The sequence below is a fragment of the Beijerinckia sp. L45 genome (assembly GCF_009765775.1).
GTDB lineage: Bacteria > Pseudomonadota > Alphaproteobacteria > Rhizobiales > Beijerinckiaceae > RH-AL1.
The window spans coordinates 143723-158831 of the sequence record NZ_LMUU01000107.1; the positions used below are offsets into that span (position 1 = coordinate 143723).

At 64.9% G+C, this 15109-nt stretch carries 13 protein-coding genes; 6 read left to right on the forward strand and 7 right to left on the reverse strand.

Translation table 11 applies throughout. The annotated features are described in order from the left end of the window. Positions 1 to 160 precede the first annotated feature (160 nt). Positions 161 to 868 (reverse strand): dihydrofolate reductase family protein, encoded by a 708-nt coding sequence (locus GSQ79_RS11785; protein WP_158808901.1) that lies wholly within the window; start codon positions 866 to 868, stop codon positions 161 to 163. A gap of 59 nt (positions 869 to 927) precedes the next feature. After that, a complete protein-coding gene (locus tag GSQ79_RS11790) occupies positions 928 to 2724 on the reverse strand; it encodes a cytochrome c biogenesis protein DipZ (protein WP_158808902.1) in 1797 nt (598 codons plus the stop codon). Positions 2725 to 2951: 227 nt separating this feature from the next. On the opposite strand from GSQ79_RS11790, the gene GSQ79_RS11795 reads away from it, so the two are divergent. The 5 genes from GSQ79_RS11795 to GSQ79_RS11815 all read left to right on the forward strand — a co-directional run bounded on the left by GSQ79_RS11795 (position 2952) and on the right by GSQ79_RS11815 (position 7730). Then, entirely contained in the window at positions 2952 to 3326 is a 375-nt protein-coding gene (locus GSQ79_RS11795) for a winged helix-turn-helix domain-containing protein (RefSeq protein ID WP_158808903.1), read from the forward strand. 210 nt (positions 3327 to 3536) lie between these two features. Further along, entirely contained in the window at positions 3537 to 4493 is a 957-nt protein-coding gene (locus GSQ79_RS11800) for a hypothetical protein (RefSeq protein ID WP_246725270.1), read from the forward strand. A gap of 86 nt (positions 4494 to 4579) precedes the next feature. Further along, complete coding sequence (locus GSQ79_RS11805) at positions 4580 to 6358, forward strand: PQQ-dependent sugar dehydrogenase (protein WP_158808904.1); 1779 nt, start codon at positions 4580 to 4582, stop codon at positions 6356 to 6358. 29 nt (positions 6359 to 6387) lie between these two features. Further along, positions 6388 to 6699, forward strand: coding sequence for a hypothetical protein (locus GSQ79_RS11810; RefSeq protein ID WP_158808905.1), 312 nt, complete (start codon positions 6388 to 6390; stop codon positions 6697 to 6699). 170 nt (positions 6700 to 6869) lie between these two features. Next, entirely contained in the window at positions 6870 to 7730 is an 861-nt protein-coding gene (locus GSQ79_RS11815; protein WP_158808906.1) for a substrate-binding domain-containing protein, read from the forward strand. Between the two features lie 63 nt (positions 7731 to 7793). Here the strand turns inward: GSQ79_RS11815 and GSQ79_RS11820 are convergent, their stop codons facing one another. Further along, positions 7794 to 8843 carry an NAD(P)-dependent alcohol dehydrogenase gene (locus GSQ79_RS11820; RefSeq protein WP_158808907.1) on the reverse strand — a complete coding sequence of 350 codons (1050 nt, stop codon included), beginning with the start codon at positions 8841 to 8843 and terminating at the stop codon, positions 7794 to 7796. 95 nt (positions 8844 to 8938) lie between these two features. Continuing rightward, positions 8939 to 10207: a DUF2325 domain-containing protein gene (locus tag GSQ79_RS11825; protein WP_158808908.1), complete on the reverse strand. Its 1269-nt coding sequence runs from the start codon at positions 10205 to 10207 to the stop codon at positions 8939 to 8941. Between the two features lie 189 nt (positions 10208 to 10396). On the opposite strand from GSQ79_RS11825, the gene GSQ79_RS11830 reads away from it, so the two are divergent. Further along, positions 10397 to 11899: an ATP-binding protein gene (locus tag GSQ79_RS11830; RefSeq protein WP_158808909.1), complete on the forward strand. Its 1503-nt coding sequence runs from the start codon at positions 10397 to 10399 to the stop codon at positions 11897 to 11899. 33 nt (positions 11900 to 11932) lie between these two features. On the opposite strand, the gene GSQ79_RS11835 is transcribed toward GSQ79_RS11830, so the two are convergent. The 3 genes from GSQ79_RS11835 to xylF all read right to left on the reverse strand — a co-directional run bounded on the left by GSQ79_RS11835 (position 11933) and on the right by xylF (position 15035). Further along, positions 11933 to 12715 carry an ATP-binding cassette domain-containing protein gene (locus GSQ79_RS11835; RefSeq protein WP_158808910.1) on the reverse strand — a complete coding sequence of 261 codons (783 nt, stop codon included), beginning with the start codon at positions 12713 to 12715 and terminating at the stop codon, positions 11933 to 11935. 23 nt (positions 12716 to 12738) lie between these two features. Further along, entirely contained in the window at positions 12739 to 13944 is a 1206-nt protein-coding gene (locus tag GSQ79_RS11840; protein WP_158808924.1) for a sugar ABC transporter permease, read from the reverse strand. A 107-nt stretch (positions 13945 to 14051) separates the two neighbouring features. Further along, complete coding sequence (xylF, locus tag GSQ79_RS11845; RefSeq protein WP_246725271.1) at positions 14052 to 15035, reverse strand: D-xylose ABC transporter substrate-binding protein; 984 nt, start codon at positions 15033 to 15035, stop codon at positions 14052 to 14054. Positions 15036 to 15109 lie beyond the last annotated feature (74 nt).

A 15109-nucleotide genomic window follows, 5' to 3' on the forward strand; every position in this document is an offset into this window, starting at 1 on the left:
AAACGAGGCCACCGGCGCGCGCGCAAAGACGCCCGATTTTGCCGTCCATGGGTTCGGCATCATCAGACCCTCGGCCGGCTGGTGCAATCGCCTTTTCGAGACGTCCGGCAGAACGATCATCTCGAAAACTCGACCTGGAAAGAATATTATTCCACGGCGCCTAGACAGCCATTGCAACCGTGTGGCGCAACCACACAATGCCGCCGTCTAAAACCTCGGTCGAGACCAGCTTAACCGCGAGGCGTTTCGCCGTCGCATCATCCGGCTCGCCGGTATAGTCGAACACCGTCGGCGTGCCGACCAGACCGTCGACGGCCGGCGCCAGCAGCAGGCTGATTTCATCGATCGCACCGGCCTTCAGAAACGACCCGTTGATGCGACCGCCACCCTCGACGAGCAGGCGTTTGATGCCGAACGTTGTGCCCAAGATGCCGAGCACCCGCGCCACGTCGATCGCATCGCGACCACCGAAAATGTAGGACACCCCGGCGCGCCGGAGCGCATCCAGGTGCGCGTCGCTCACGCTTTCCGTCAGCACCATCACGACGTGATCGCCGGTGATATCGTTGCGGGTGCCCCAGTTCATCTTGCCGTGAGCATCGAGGCCGATCGCATAACGCTCGGCGCGGCGTGCAACGAAGTCCGTCCGCGGAATGGCCGGGCCATCGTAGGCCGGGGGCGCCTCGCCCATTGCGTAGCCCTGCATGGTGATGCGCCCGCAGATCCAGGCGTCACCCTCGAGCTTGTCGTGGATTTCCTCATAGGCCTTCTCGACGTGGCCCTCGACGTCGACCGTGCTCCAGCGTTTGATCTTGATCCGCCCGTCGACGGAACTGGTCATGTGGCAGATCACGTGGGGTTTTGGCATGAAAATCCTCTCGCAGGCGCTCAACGTCGATCGACCCTGCGCCCGTCAGATAAGGCGTTTCACCCGAAGGTGAAGGCGAACGCCTGCACGCCCGGATCCAGAAACTCGATCGCAAACGTATGGTCGGCGATTTTTCCGTGCTGGCGGATCAACTGGTACAGCCGCTGCTCGGTGACGACGCCCGTCCCATCATCGGCGACATCGACGCCGTGATCACCGGCCGGCGGCTTGCCGTCGATGGTAACGCGATAACGCACCGGCTTGCCGTCCTTGCCCGGCCCGAGCACGAGATGCAGATCGCGCGCGTGAAATGTGTAGACGATCTGCCCGCCGCTTTGCTCGAGGCTGGCGCTTTCGGCATCGTCGGTCCAGGTGCCGCTGAAACCCCAGTCGTTGAGCGCGGGCGTGCCGACAGTGTAGGCCTTGGGCTCTTCCTGGTTCACGCCGCCGGGCGAGACGAAGTGTTCGGCACGGGCGAAGCCAATGTAGGTCTCGGGCGAATTGAGATCGTCGTCGTCGGATAGGGCCTGCGCCCCGGACGCTGTTACCGACACAAGAGACCCGTCTACCTTCGCCTGGCCGGCCTCTGCCAGAAGCTGCTGGATGATCTTTTCCGACTCGTCGTACTCGCCTTCGCCCAAATGGTTGTGGCGAATATTGCCCTGCGCATCGATGAAGTAATGCGCCGGCCACGCATGATTGTCGAAGCCGCGCCAGATCGCATAATCATTGTCGATGGCGACGGGGTAGTCGATCTTCAGGTCCGCCACGGCCCGCTTGACGTTGTCGATGTTCTTCTCGAATGCGAATTCCGGCGCATGGACGCCGATGACGACGAGCCCCTTGTCTTTATATTTTTCCGCCCAGGCGCGGACATAGGGGATCGCTCGCAGGCAGTTGATGCAGGAGTAGGTCCAGAAATCGACCAGCACCACCTTGCCGCGCAGGGAGTCCGGCGTCAGCGGCTTGCTGTTCAGCCAGGCCACCGCGCCCGAGAGCGGCGGGAGGTGGCCTTCGATCGGCAGGCCCGATGCCTTGGCGCTTTGCACGGCGGCGCTGTCGCTCATCATCGCCGCACCGGAAGCGCCGTTCGATTTCGCGGTCGTCTGCGCGCCAGCACTACCCGGGCCCTTGAGCTTGTCGAGCAGGGACTGCTCGAGCGACGTCGTGTTGGCGGTGGAGAGGCGCGCGAGAAGGCCGGTGTCGAGACCGAACGCGATCGCCACGACGCCGGCGATCACGGCGATCCCAAGGCCACGGCGCACCCACTCGCCGGCGCCGAGCGAGCGCTTCATCACCGCAAAGACTTTTCCGCCGAGAAGCAAGGCGAGCGCGAGCGACGTCGCGGCGCCCAGCGCGTAGCAGAACAGCAGAAGCGTCGTCTGGACGCTCGCGCCCTGAAGGGCGGCGCCCGTCAGAATCACGCCGAGGATCGGGCCGGCACAGGGCGCCCAGAGAAAGCCGGTCGCGATGCCGAGCAGGAACGAGGACCAAATGCTTGCGCGTGTCGTCCGGCCGTCGCCGTCGGCCGCCTGCGACAACCGGCTGCCGAAGCCGACGAGCGGCCGCATCAGACGATCGGAAAACGCGGGGAACAGGAGGGTCAGCCCGAAGCAGGCGAGCAGCGCCAGCGCGACCCAGCGGCCGTACTCGTTGGTCGAGACGGCCCAGCCGCCGCCGATCGCGGCCAGCGTGGCGATGGCGGCAAAGGTCAGGGCCATGCCGAGCAGCATCGGCAGGCCGCTACGGGCGAAGGGCTGATTGGCGCGCGCGAAAACGAAGGGCAGAACCGGCAGAATGCACGGGCTGAGGATCGTCAGAGCCCCGCCGAAATATGCGAGAATGGGAAGGATCATCGAGGCCTCGGGATCAGCGACCGTTGCGGGCGCGCATAGGCCCACGGCGTGCGGCGGGCTCATGCAGCTATACGTTTGCGCCTCTCGATTTGTTACAGGGACCGAGCGGCATCGCTATTCCTTAGCAGATATAGCGCGCCGCGCCGGTTTGCCCGCCTCGCGGCGTTTGTCCGCGACCGCTAATCAAGTTATGTTGAGAGATGTCGCCTCCCTGCAGGTCAACCATAATGCCATCGCTCAGTGTGCGGATCGATCTGGAAACCGGCGGCCGCATCGGGCCGGGCAAGATCGAGCTCCTGGAACAGATCGCCTCGCTGGGCTCGATTTCCGCCGCGGGCCGGGCGTTGGGCATGTCGTATCGCCGCGCCTGGGAACTCGTCGACGATACCAATCAGATTTTCGGCCAAGCGGTCGCGGAGCGCCAGATCGGCGGCAAGGGCGGCGGCGGCGCCACCCTGACGCCCTTCGGCGTGTCCCTGGTTTCACATTATCGCGCCATCGAGCGGGCCGCCGAAGATATCGCGCGGACGCATATCGAGGCCCTTCAGATCGAAGTCAAAGCTGGCGCGCAGGCGAAGAGCCCCGTCCGCGAGACCGCGTAACCGCATCACATCCGCGCGACCGCCGCACCGGAAAGCACGGGCATGTCGCAACGGCGACGCCGAGAGGCCAAGCCACCCGCGGCCGTTGAATCCCGGCATTTAGACTAGGGTCGAGCGATTCACGACCCGTCACGCGACCGTCCCGACTTTGACCTGACGCATCGGCATCGCTATAGTCCTCGAAACATAGCGACGATGACGGGAGGAAGAATGTCCACCATCACACGGATGCTAAGCGCAGCCCTCGGCCTTTTCGCCCTTGCCGCGCCTATCGCGGCGAACGCCGAAATCGCGCTTCCTGGCGACCGCATCTTTCCGGAAAGCCTCACATCGAAAGCCGACGGAACGCTGCTGATCGGCAGTCTCGGTGCAGGCGGCGTGTTGCGCGTCAAGCCGGGGACACAAGCCGCAGAGTTGTGGATCAAACCAGGTGCCTACGAGACGCGCTCGATCTTCGGCGTACTGGCGGATGAGCGCTCGCAGACGCTCTGGGTGTGCTCGAACGATGTGTCCGCGCTCGGCGTTGCCGGCCCGACCACGGTCAAGGGCAGCTTCCTCAAGGGGTTCGACCTGACGACGGGCGAAGGCAAGATCAGCCTGCCGCTGCCCGGCAGCCCTGCGCTGTGCAACGATATCGCGCTCGGCCCGGACGGGACGCTGTTCGTCACGAATTCTCTGGCACCGCAGATCCTGACGCTGAAACCGGGCGGCCACACGCTTGAGGTATGGGCAACCGACCCGCTGTTCACGCCGCCAAAAGCGGGGGCCGGGCTCGATGGAATCGCCATCGGCGGCGATGGCGCCATCTATGTCGACACGTTCAACAAAGCCGAGTTGTTTCGCGTCGCCATGAAGGATGGCGCAGCCGGCACGGTGACGCGGCTGCAGACGTCGCGGCCGCTGGTTCTGGCCGATGCTCTCCGCATCGTGAAGGACAACACGCTCCTGCTGATCGAGGGAGCCGGCAGTCTCGACCGCGTAACTATCGACGGCGACAAGGCGGCCATTGAAACGATCAAGGGCGGGTTAAACCAGCCGACGAGCGTGACGACGATCGGGGCGACGGCGTTTGTGACGGAAGGCCAGCTCGCATCGGCATTCGATCCCAGCAAGGGGCCGCCGCAGTTGCCCTTCCAGGTTCGCCCCGTCGCTCTATCTGTTCCGTAATGCCGGGCCGACGCCGTGTACCCGCCTCTGGCGACACGACGATCGTCCGGCTTCCCGTGCGACCGCCATCAAAGGATTTGAACGCCATGAGCAACCGTGTGAAACGCCGCGCCCTCGGCGCAACCGCAAGCGGCCTTCTTCTCGTCGCCGCGCAATTCGCCGTATCACCTGCGCCGGCACAAACGGCCAAGGATGCGAGCCCGAAGGCCTGCACCGGCGGCGACGTCGGCATCACGTTGCCGGCTGGCTTTTGTGCAAGCCTCTTCGCCGACAAACTGGGCCACGTCCGGCAGATGGTCGTCACGCCAGATGGCGTGCTCTACGCCAACACCTGGAGCGGCATTTATTACAATAACGATACACCGCACGAGGGCGGTTTCCTCATCGCGCTGAAGGACACCAGAGGTACGGGCCAAGCGGATACGATCGCGCGCTTCGGCGAGACGGTCGCGAGCGGCGGACATGGCGGCACCGGCATCGCGCTCTACAAGAAGGGCCTGTTTGCGGAGATCGACGACCGCATCGTGCGTTACGCGCTGAAGGGCGGCGAGATCGCACCGTCGAGCCAGCCGCAAACCGTCGTGTCGGATCTACCGATCACCGGCGATCACCCAATGCATCCGCTGATCATCGACGCCAAGGGCGACCTGTTCACCGATCTCGGCTCCGCGACGAACGCCTGTCAGGACCAGAACCGGATGACGCAGTCCGTCGGGCACACGCCATGCACGGAATTGGAAACACGCGGCGGCATCTGGCGCTACGACGCCAACAAGACCGGGCAGCATTTTTCTCCGAAAGAGCGCTACGCGACCGGATTGCGCAACGGCGAAGGGTTCTCCTTCGATGCATCGGGTCACCTTTTCTCGACGCAGCATGGCCGCGACCAGCTCTTCGAAAACTGGCCGCAGCTCTACAATGCCGATCAAGGCCATGCGCTGCCGGCGGAAGAACTGGTCGAAGTGAAGAAGGGCTCCGACTTTGGCTGGCCGGAATGCTATTTCGACAATGATCAGAAGAAGCTCGTGCTCGCGCCGGAATACGGCGGCGACGGCGGCAAAAAGGTCGACGTCTGCGCGAAGAAGCAGGCCCCCGTGGCGTTCTTCCCCGGCCATTGGGCACCAAACGACATGAAGATCTACAACGGCGGCAATTTTCCCAAGGCCTATCGCGGCGGCGCCTTCATCGCATTCCATGGTTCGTGGAACCGGGCACCGGCCCCGCAGGGCGGCTACAACATCGTCTTTCAGCCGCTCGCCGACGGCAAGGCCACCGCGCCTTACGTGATCTTCGCCGACGGTTTTGCCGGCGCCACGAAGGAGCCGGGCAAGGCGGCCCATCGCCCGACCGGGCTCGCCTTCGCACCTGACGGCGCGATGTATATATCCGATGACGTCGGTGGCCGCATCTGGCGCGTCACGTATAATGGCGCGGCCGACGCACGTGTCGAGGCGGCGCCCCCGCCTGCCGGTTCGACGGTGACGGCCTCCGGCGAAGTGCTTCCGCCGGAGGGCATTCATCCTGACGCCGGCAAAGTGGTCGCGGATCTTCCGACGCCGCCCGGCGCCACGAAGGACGAGGTCGTCCTGGGCAGCAAGATCTTCCACGGCGATGTGGATGGCGGCACGTGCGGTGGGTGCCACGGAGCGGATGCGGCCGGCAGCCCGATCGGCGCCGATCTCACCAGCGGAAAGTGGCTGTGGAGCGATGGCAGCCTCGCCGGGATAACCCAGACCATCACGACGGGCGTCCCGGCCCCCAAGAATCATCCCGGCGCGATGCCGGCGATGGGTGGGACGCAGCTGTCACCGGCCGATCTCAAGGCGGTTTCCGCTTATGTCTGGGCCGTCGGCCACAAGAGCTGACCGGCGCGCCGACACAGAGGTCGTTCTCCGTGGCGCCGCATGGCGGCGGGGAACGCCAGAGGGCCAAGACCATGTCCGCTAGCGAAGCGCAGAACAAGGCTGAGGAGGAGTTGCTCAATCTCGTCGGCGGCGTCGATGTCCAACGCTTCGTCGTGGCCATCTACCGACATGCGGACCGATGGGTGGTCGAGGCGACGGACCGAAGCTCGGGACTGTCGCGGGTCGGTGAAGGATCGAGCTTTGCGGAAGCCTGGCTCCAACAGGAACCGAAATACGCCTATGGTTCGGTGGCCAACGATCATGGTTCTGACGGGTTGGATAGACCCCGTCAAAGCTTTTAGCGTGCTTTACGATGCCGCTCCGCCAAATTTACCGAACGCTGCACGCGCGCGGCGCGCCGGATGCACTCATCGCGAATGGTCAGATCCATCGCGTTCGCGCTATGCTTCATATGCTCGGGCGCCCGCTGTCATGAGGACAGATCGGACCGTCTCGACCAGCCTGGGATAAGATGACAAAAGCCAAAATAGGAACGCTGGCATGGCGCCATGCCGCATCGGCGAAGGGACGGATCGGTCTGGTCGCTCTGACGGCACTGGCCTTATTGTCGTCAACAAAAAGTCATGGCGCGATGGCAGCACCGGTAAAAATCTACGCGGCGGGAAGTCTGAAAGCGGCCATGCAGGCGCTGATCCAGGATTCCGGCATCTCCGCGGAGTCGATGGCGGAGCCAGTGTTTGGACCGGCCGGCACGCTTCGCGAGCGCCTGGAAAAAGGCGAGACGGCCGACCTCTTCGCCTCTGCCGATATGGCCCAACCGATGGCGCTTGCCGCGACGCGGCCGCAGAGTCTGATCGTCCCCTTCGTCCGCAACCGCATGTGCGTGGTCGCCAGATCGTCCGTCGGGCTGACCGCGGCGAACGTCCTGGACAAATTGCTCGCCCCGGACCTGCGCCTTGCGACCTCGACCCCAGTCGCGGATCCCGGCGGCGATTACGCCATGGCGGTGTTCGACAAGGCGGATCAAATCCGGCCAGGCGCCGGCGCGACCTTGCGGGCCAAGGCGCAGCATCTTCTCGGGGCGCCGGGCAAGATGGCGCCGATCGCAGGCAAAAATCCGGCAGCCGCAATCTTTCTGGAAAACCGGGCTGATGCGCTGATCTATTATTGCAGCGGAGCCCCGGGCCTTTTGAAGGAGGTCGACGGCCTTGCCAGCCTACCCCTTCCGGAACCGTTGGAAGTCCATCCGGTCTACGGCTTGACGATCCTGTCGGACAAGCCGGTCGCAGCTCGCTTTGCCTTGTTCGTCGTGTCCGTGAAAGGGCAGGCAATCCTCTCACGTTTCGGCTTTGTGCCGCTGACCGCACAATAGCGGGCAGCGGGAACGCTCCGGCCAGATGCTTGCACTTGGCCGAATAGCACGGGGTCGTCGCGTTTACGCGAGCGACGCCATGTCGATGACGAAGCGATACTTGACGTCGCTTTTCAGCATCCGGGTATAGGCCGTTTCGATCTCGTCCATCTTGATCATCTCGATGTCGGCCGTGATGTTGTGCTTGGCGCAGAAGTCGAGCATCTCCTGCGTTTCCGCGATGCCGCCGATCAGCGAGCCCGCGAAGTTGCGACGACGCCAGATCACGCTGAACACGTTCACGGCCAGCGGCTTCTCAGGCGCGCCGACTTGCACGAGCGTGCAGTCCGGCTTGAGCAAACCGAGATAGGCATTGATGTCGTGGTCAGCAGCAACGGTGTCGAGGATGAAATCGAACGTTTCGCCCTGCGCCGCCATCGCAGCAGCATCCTTCGAGATCACGACCTCGTCGGCCCCGAGCTTGCGCGCATCGTCGGATTTGCCTGGCGACGTCGTGAACAGCGTGACTTTGGCGCCCATCGCATGCGCGATCTTGACGCCCATGTGACCGAGGCCGCCGAGGCCGACAATCCCGACCTTCTGTCCGGGACCGACTTTCCAATGCTTTAGGGGCGAATAGGTCGTGATGCCGGCGCAAAGCAGAGGCGCCACGCCGGCCAGGTCGAGATTCTTCGGAATATGTAGCACGAAGTGTTTGTCGACGACGACGTGGCTGGAATAGCCGCCATACGTAGCGCCACCTTCGATGTGTTTGTCCGGACCATTGTAGGTGCCGACGAAACCGGGCTTGCAATATTGTTCGAGGCCTTTGCGGCAACTCTCGCATTCGCGGCAGGAATCGACCATACAGCCGACGCCCGCGGTGTCACCTGCCTTGAAGCTGGTCACGGCGCTGCCGACGCGGGTCACCGTGCCGATGATCTCGTGGCCGGGGACGCAAGGATACATGGTGCCACCCCATTCGTCGCGCACCGTGTGCAGATCGGAATGGCAAACACCGCAATATTGGATCTTGATTTCGATGTCGTCGACGCCGGGGTCGCGGCGCTCGAAGGTGAATGGCGCCAGGGCGTCTTTGGGTGACTCCGCGGCGTAGCCGATACAAGAAAACATATGATGGCCTTTCAACGTTTGATAGCTAACGAACAATCCAAATCAGATTCTACATCGATCGCGCGACCGGAAACCGGGAGGCCGGCGCCCAACAGCTAAGGCGCCGAATGCCGCATCGCGGCGCCAGGAGCAGTTGCATGAAGCGCCGCGAGAAAGCTGGCGAGACTGGCCGAGCGAAGCGGAATGTACGGTTTCCCGGCGTCGCGGCACACCTTCTTCACCTTCCCCGCAGCGAGATGGCTGATGCAGTCGACAGGAAAGAAGGTGCGGTCGGCCTGGCTGATCAGGCCCGCCAAGAGCGCCGTGTTGTCTTCGACACCGCCGTCATGGGCGAGCAGAGCCCCGCCGCGCTGCGCCGTGATCGCTTTCAACTGATCGACGACCTTCGGGCGTCCTCCGACGTACAGAAGCGTCAGGCCTGCCAAATCCCGTGAAACGGCACTTGGCTCGCCGGGATCGCAAGCTTCGTTTAACGAAAATTCGACCGCTGCGACTTCACTTCTCAGCTGGTCATTCTGGGCGCTGAGTATCGTCGCACGCTGTTCGGCCGCGCGAAGCTGCGTCTCGACGCGGTGCAGACGCTCGGCCAGGGCGGATGCGCGCGCCTTTTCGGCGTCCAGCCTTTGCAGCTGGGACGCTGGCTCGATCGTATCGTCCATCGTCTTTGTCTTCGCGCACGCCTGCGCCGCCTGTTGCAGGCGTTCGGCCTCGAGAGCCTCGATCCGGCGAAGCAGCGCCAAACGATCCTGCGCGGCGGCTTGCAACCGGGCTTCCTGGCGCGCGGATTTCTCCGCCTCTTCGCCCAATTCGCGTTCGAGCCGCGTCAAGCGAGCGATGTCGACGCGGTTCGCAGAGCCAACCAGATGCGACAGCATATGGACTTCGCCGAACACGTCTTCGAGCAACGCCCGATCGGATGCCGGATGTGTGAGGGTGGCCCAATAGGCACCGGGAATGGCGCCTTGCTCGAAGGCATGGCGCCAGAGCGCGCGGATCTCCGCCGGTGTGGTCGCTTTGGCGAAACGCTTGATGACGATCTCGTGTCGCGCATCGATGGTCTTGTGCAGCTGCTTGCCGGCGAGATCGTGTTGCCCCGCCGCACGCACGCCGCGGCTATGGAGCGCGTGGTCCGAGGCCGTTTTTGCGTCGGGCTCGCGCAACCGGACGAAGACTTGGCGAAGCTCCGCGGCTGTCAGGCACGTCCCGACGATCGAGCAATGAAACACCGGCGCGATGTCCCAGATCTTGGTGCGCCTCTCGCCCTTCGGATCGGCGAGCGCCAGGGGGGCGGGGGCGCGCTCGCGCTTGAGCAGGGCGCCGAGGTCGGTTGGCGCTTTGTAGTTCAGGACGGTCTGTGCCGACACGGAAGGACCCACAGCTATAGCCAATAGGGAATAACGACTACCGGGCCTCATGATGACTCGCAAGCGCATTTCGCAGGCACACTGCCCACTAAAGCGGTCGTCAGGTGCCGGCAATCCTGTGGACGAGCCGGGGCCTTGCCGCGTGTGCCAACCGCCGACGTGCTAGGAGGACGGTTGGAGACGCGTTGTATGAGTTTCGAGATCAATCTGGGCCTTGCCGGCGACCGCCCGGGCACGCTCGACCTTGTCGAGCTGCTGGCCACGCGGCTCCTCGTCCAGGGGAATTCCGGCTCCGGCAAATCGCATCTCCTGCGCCGGCTTCTGGAGCAGAGCGCCGGGCTCGTGCAGCAGGCGGTGATCGACCCGGAAGGCGATTACGTGTCGCTCGCCGAGCGCTACGGGCACATCGTGATCGAGGCGACCGGCGACGATGCCGAATTGACGCAGATCGCCGCGCGCGTTCGCGCGCACCGGGTTTCCGTTGTCCTGTCCCTCGAAGCCCTCGATGCCGAGGCACAGATGCGCGCCGCTGCAGCGTTTCTCGGCGGCCTGTTCGAGGCGGACCGGGAGCAGTGGTATCCCATGCTCGTGGTGGTCGACGAGGCGCAGATCTTTGCGCCCGCGGCAGCCGGCGAGGTGTCCGACGAGGCGCGCCGGCTATCGCTCGGCGCGATGACCAACCTGATGTGTCGCGGGCGCAAGCGCGGCCTCGCCGGGATCATCGCCACCCAGCGCCTCGCCAAGCTCGCCAAAAACGTCGCGGCGGAAGCCTCTAATTTTCTCATGGGCCGCACGTTTCTCGATATCGACATGGCCCGTGCCGCCGATCTGCTCGGGCTCGAACGGCGCAACGCCGAGACCTTTCGCGACCTGCCCCGCGGCCATTTCGTGGCGCTCGGCCCAGCCCTGTCCAAGCGGCCGCTGACCATCGCGATCGGCCCGACCACCACCGGCAGCCGCAGCGTCCCGCATGGTCTGGAGCCGCTGCCGGAGACGACGACCGACACGCGCTCGCTGATCATGACCGCGGTTCCGGGCGTCGCGCGCCTCCCCGCCGCGCCGCGCCCTAAGCCGCGCCCGGCGAGTCAGGATCTCCTGGTGCAGCTCGCGAACTATCGCCCACCGGTGCCGGACGATCTCCCGGCGGAAGAACCCTTCGATCTGTTCGAGCGGGAAACCGCGCTGGCCGAGGTTTTTGAATCGGTGCTCGCCGACGCCGATGCCGGCCTCTCCACGCCGGCAACGCTGTACCAGGATTTCACCATCCGCTGCCGCATCAGGCGGCTGAGCGGCGAAGCCATGGGCCTGTCCGAGTTCAAGCGTCGGCTCGCCGTCGCCCGCGCCGGCGTCGGCGGCGCCACGGTCTCGAACAGCCCGACGTGGGAAAGCGCGCAGGCGGTGGCGCGCAGCCTGCCGGACGACCTTGCCGGCCTCTACCTGCTCATCGTGCGCGCGGCGATGGAAGGCGCACCATGCCCGAGCCACGCGGCATTGGCCGAAGCCTATGGGACGAGTTCGGAAGGCCGCGCGCGCCGCATGCTGACCTACCTCGAGGAGCGCGGCGTCATCGTGATCCGCCGCGATCTCCGCGGCGCGCCGATCATTGCCGTGCCGGAGCTGTCGATCGAGACGGCGCCGGGCCAACCCGAAGTCGCCATGGCCCCGGCGAAGCGGCGCAGCCGCGGCGCCTGACTCTCGGCCGCCACGAGACTCGCCGGAAGCGTCTTAGGCCGCCCCCGGCCCCGGCACGGCCTTCTCCGGGCATTTTCCCAGGATGATCATCCCCAAAACCTCGTCCTTGGTCACGTCGCCGACCCGCGCCGAGCCGACGAGCCGCCCGTTCTTCATCACATAGACGCGGTCGGCCAGGTCGAACACGTCATGGATGTCGTGGCTGATCAGAAAAATGCCGATCCCCTCTTTCTTAAGCGAAAGCGTCAGCTCGCCGACCTGGCGCGTTTCAGCCGGTCCGAGCGCCGCCGTCGGCTCGTCCATGATGAGGATGCGGGCATCGAAATGGATGGCCCGGGCGATCGCCACCGATTGCCGCTGGCCGCCAGAGAGCGAGCGCACCGGCTCCTTGAAACGCTGGAAATGCGGGTTGAGCCGCGCCATCACCTTGCGCGTCTCCGACTCCATCGCGGAATCGTCAAGCGTGCGCCAGCGGGTAAGCAGCTCGCGGCCGAGAAAGATATTGGCGGCCGAGTCGACGTTATCGGCGAGGGCCAGCGTCTGGTAGATGGTCTCGATGCCGTAGCGCTTGGCGTCGCGCGGCGAGGCGATCACGACCTTCTCGCCGTTGATCAGGATCTCGCCGCCATCGGCCGGATAGGCCCCGGAAAGGATTTTTATCAGCGTCGACTTGCCGGCGCCGTTGTGGCCAAGCAGCCCGACGACCTCGCCCTGGCGCAGCTCGATCGAGACGTCGTTGACCGCCTTGATGCCGCCGAACGCGATCGACATGTTGCGCATCTCGACGAGCGGCGCCGCGGTGACGGCCTGATCCATGTGAGCTTCCATGTTCACAACCCTCACTTGATGCGGCGACGATAGACCGTGTCGATATAGACGGCCGCCACCAGCACGAGGCCGACGACCACGTTCTGCATCGGCGCGTCGACGCCGAGCAGCACCATCCCGGTCTGCAGGGACTGCGCGATCACGGCACCGAGCATCGCGCCGAAGATCGTGCCGGTGCCGCCGGAGAGCGAGGTCCCGCCGATGACCGCGGCGGCGATCGTGTAGAGCTCGTCGAGCGTGCCGTTGGCGTTCGTCGCGGCCTGAAGGCGCGCCGTGGCGATCGCGGCGGAGAGGCCGCACAGCGCGCCCATCAGCGTGAAGACGAGCGTCAGCACCCGGCGGGTGTTGATCCCGGAAAGGTCGGCGGCTTCCGGATTGCCGCCGATGGCGAAGACGTAGCGGCCGAAGCGGGTGCGATCGGCGATGAAGGTCATGACGATGCCGACAGCGACGGCGATCAGCACGGGGATGGCGAAGCCGTGGGCGATGTCGGGCAGCGGGCCGTCGGACGGCAGGCCCTGCGCCTCCAACATCGTCCGGACGATGCCGGGCGGCAGCGGATAGGCGTTGACGACGAGGACGGCCCCGGCGATCGCACCGCAGACGAGGGCCGCAATCAGGATCTCGGCCCAGACCGGCCGCACGATGAAGCCGAAACTCTTGCGACGCCGCCTGATGGTGACGAGCAGGATGACGGAGACGAGCATCGCCACGCCACCGATGATCCAGCTCGCCGCTGCCCCGACCGAACCCTGCATGCCGCCACCGAGCGGCAGGAAGCGGCTATCGAGCGGCGCGATGGTCTGGCCCTCGGCGACGCGCCAGGCCATGCCGCGCCAGACCAGCAGGCCGCCGAGCGTGACGATGAAGGAGGGCACGCCGAGATAGGCGACGACGGCGCCCTGCACCGTGCCGATCGCCGCGCCGACGATGATCCCGACGATGACCGAGACGATCCAGGTCAAGGGATGTTCGAGCCCCCAGACCGTTGGCAGGATCCAGACCTGGGTCACGCCGATGATCATGCCGGTGAAGCCGAGGATCGAGCCGACCGAGAGGTCGATGTTGCGGGTGACGATGACGAGCACCATCCCCGCAGCCATGACCGCGACGGACGCCGACTGAACCGACAGGTTCCAGATGTTGCGCGGGGTCAGGAACACGCCCCCCGACAGAACATCGAAGCCGATCCAGATGACGGCGAGCGCGCCCAGCATGCCGACGAGGCGAAGATCCAGCTCAAGTTTGCGAAAGAGTTCGACCACAAACGATCCCTTCAAGCCGAGAACGGGGGGCAGACGCGCCGCCCCCCTGGTGTCGCGTCCTATTTGCAAGCGGCGACGGAGCCAGGTTTCACGCCCTGGCACACCGCGTCCTTGCTGATCCAGCCGGCATCGATCACCACGGCAAGATTGTCTTTGGTGATCGGGACCGGGGTCAGCAGCACGGCCGTCATCTTCTGCTTCTTCGGTCCGTCGGAGAAGGTCTTCGCCCCGGGAATGTCGGTCAGCTTCTTGCCGCCAGCCAGCGCGATCGCGATTTCCGCCGCGCGCCTGCCGAGTTCACGGGAGTCCTTCCACACCGATACGGTCTGGGTGCCGAGGGCAATGCGGTTGAGCGCCGCCTTGTCGGCATCCTGACCCGACACCGCAACGCTCCCGGCAAGTCCTTGCGAGGAAATCGCAGCGATGGCCCCACCGGCGGTGCCGTCGTTGGCGGCGGCCACGGCATCGATCTTGTTATTGGCCTTGGTCAGGATCTGCTCCATGTTGCGCTGTGCGTTGGCCGGCAGCCACTGGTCGCTGTAGGCCTCACCGACATTCTTGATGTCGCCCTTTGCGATGGCAGGCTTCAGCACCTCCATCTGGCCGGCAAAGAGGAAATCCGCGTTCGGATCGGTCGACGAGCCCTTGATGAAAGCGTAGTTGCCCTTGGGCTTGACCTTGTAGATGGCGCGCGCCTCCATGCGGCCGACTTCCTTGTTGTCGAAGGTGATATAGAAGGCGGAAGGGATCTCGATCAGCCGGTCGTAACCGACCACGGGAATGCCCTCCTGTCCGGCCCTTTCGATCGCCGGGCGTATCGCGTCGGTGTCCTGGGCGAGCACGATGAGCGCCGTGGCACCCTTGGTAATCAGGCTCTCGATGTCGGTCAGCTGCTTGGCCGGCGAGGATTGCGCATCGACCGAAATATAGGTTCCGCCAGCCTTCTCGACGGCGGCCTTGATGGCCGCCTCATCGGTCTTCCAGCGTTCTTCCTGGAAGTTCGACCAGGACACGCCGACGACCGGCTTGCCGGCGGCGCACACGCCGGAGACGGCGAAAACTGGCCGGTCCCCACTGAGTGGTCCGGGGTTTATGTTAGTTCATGGTCGGCCTGAGC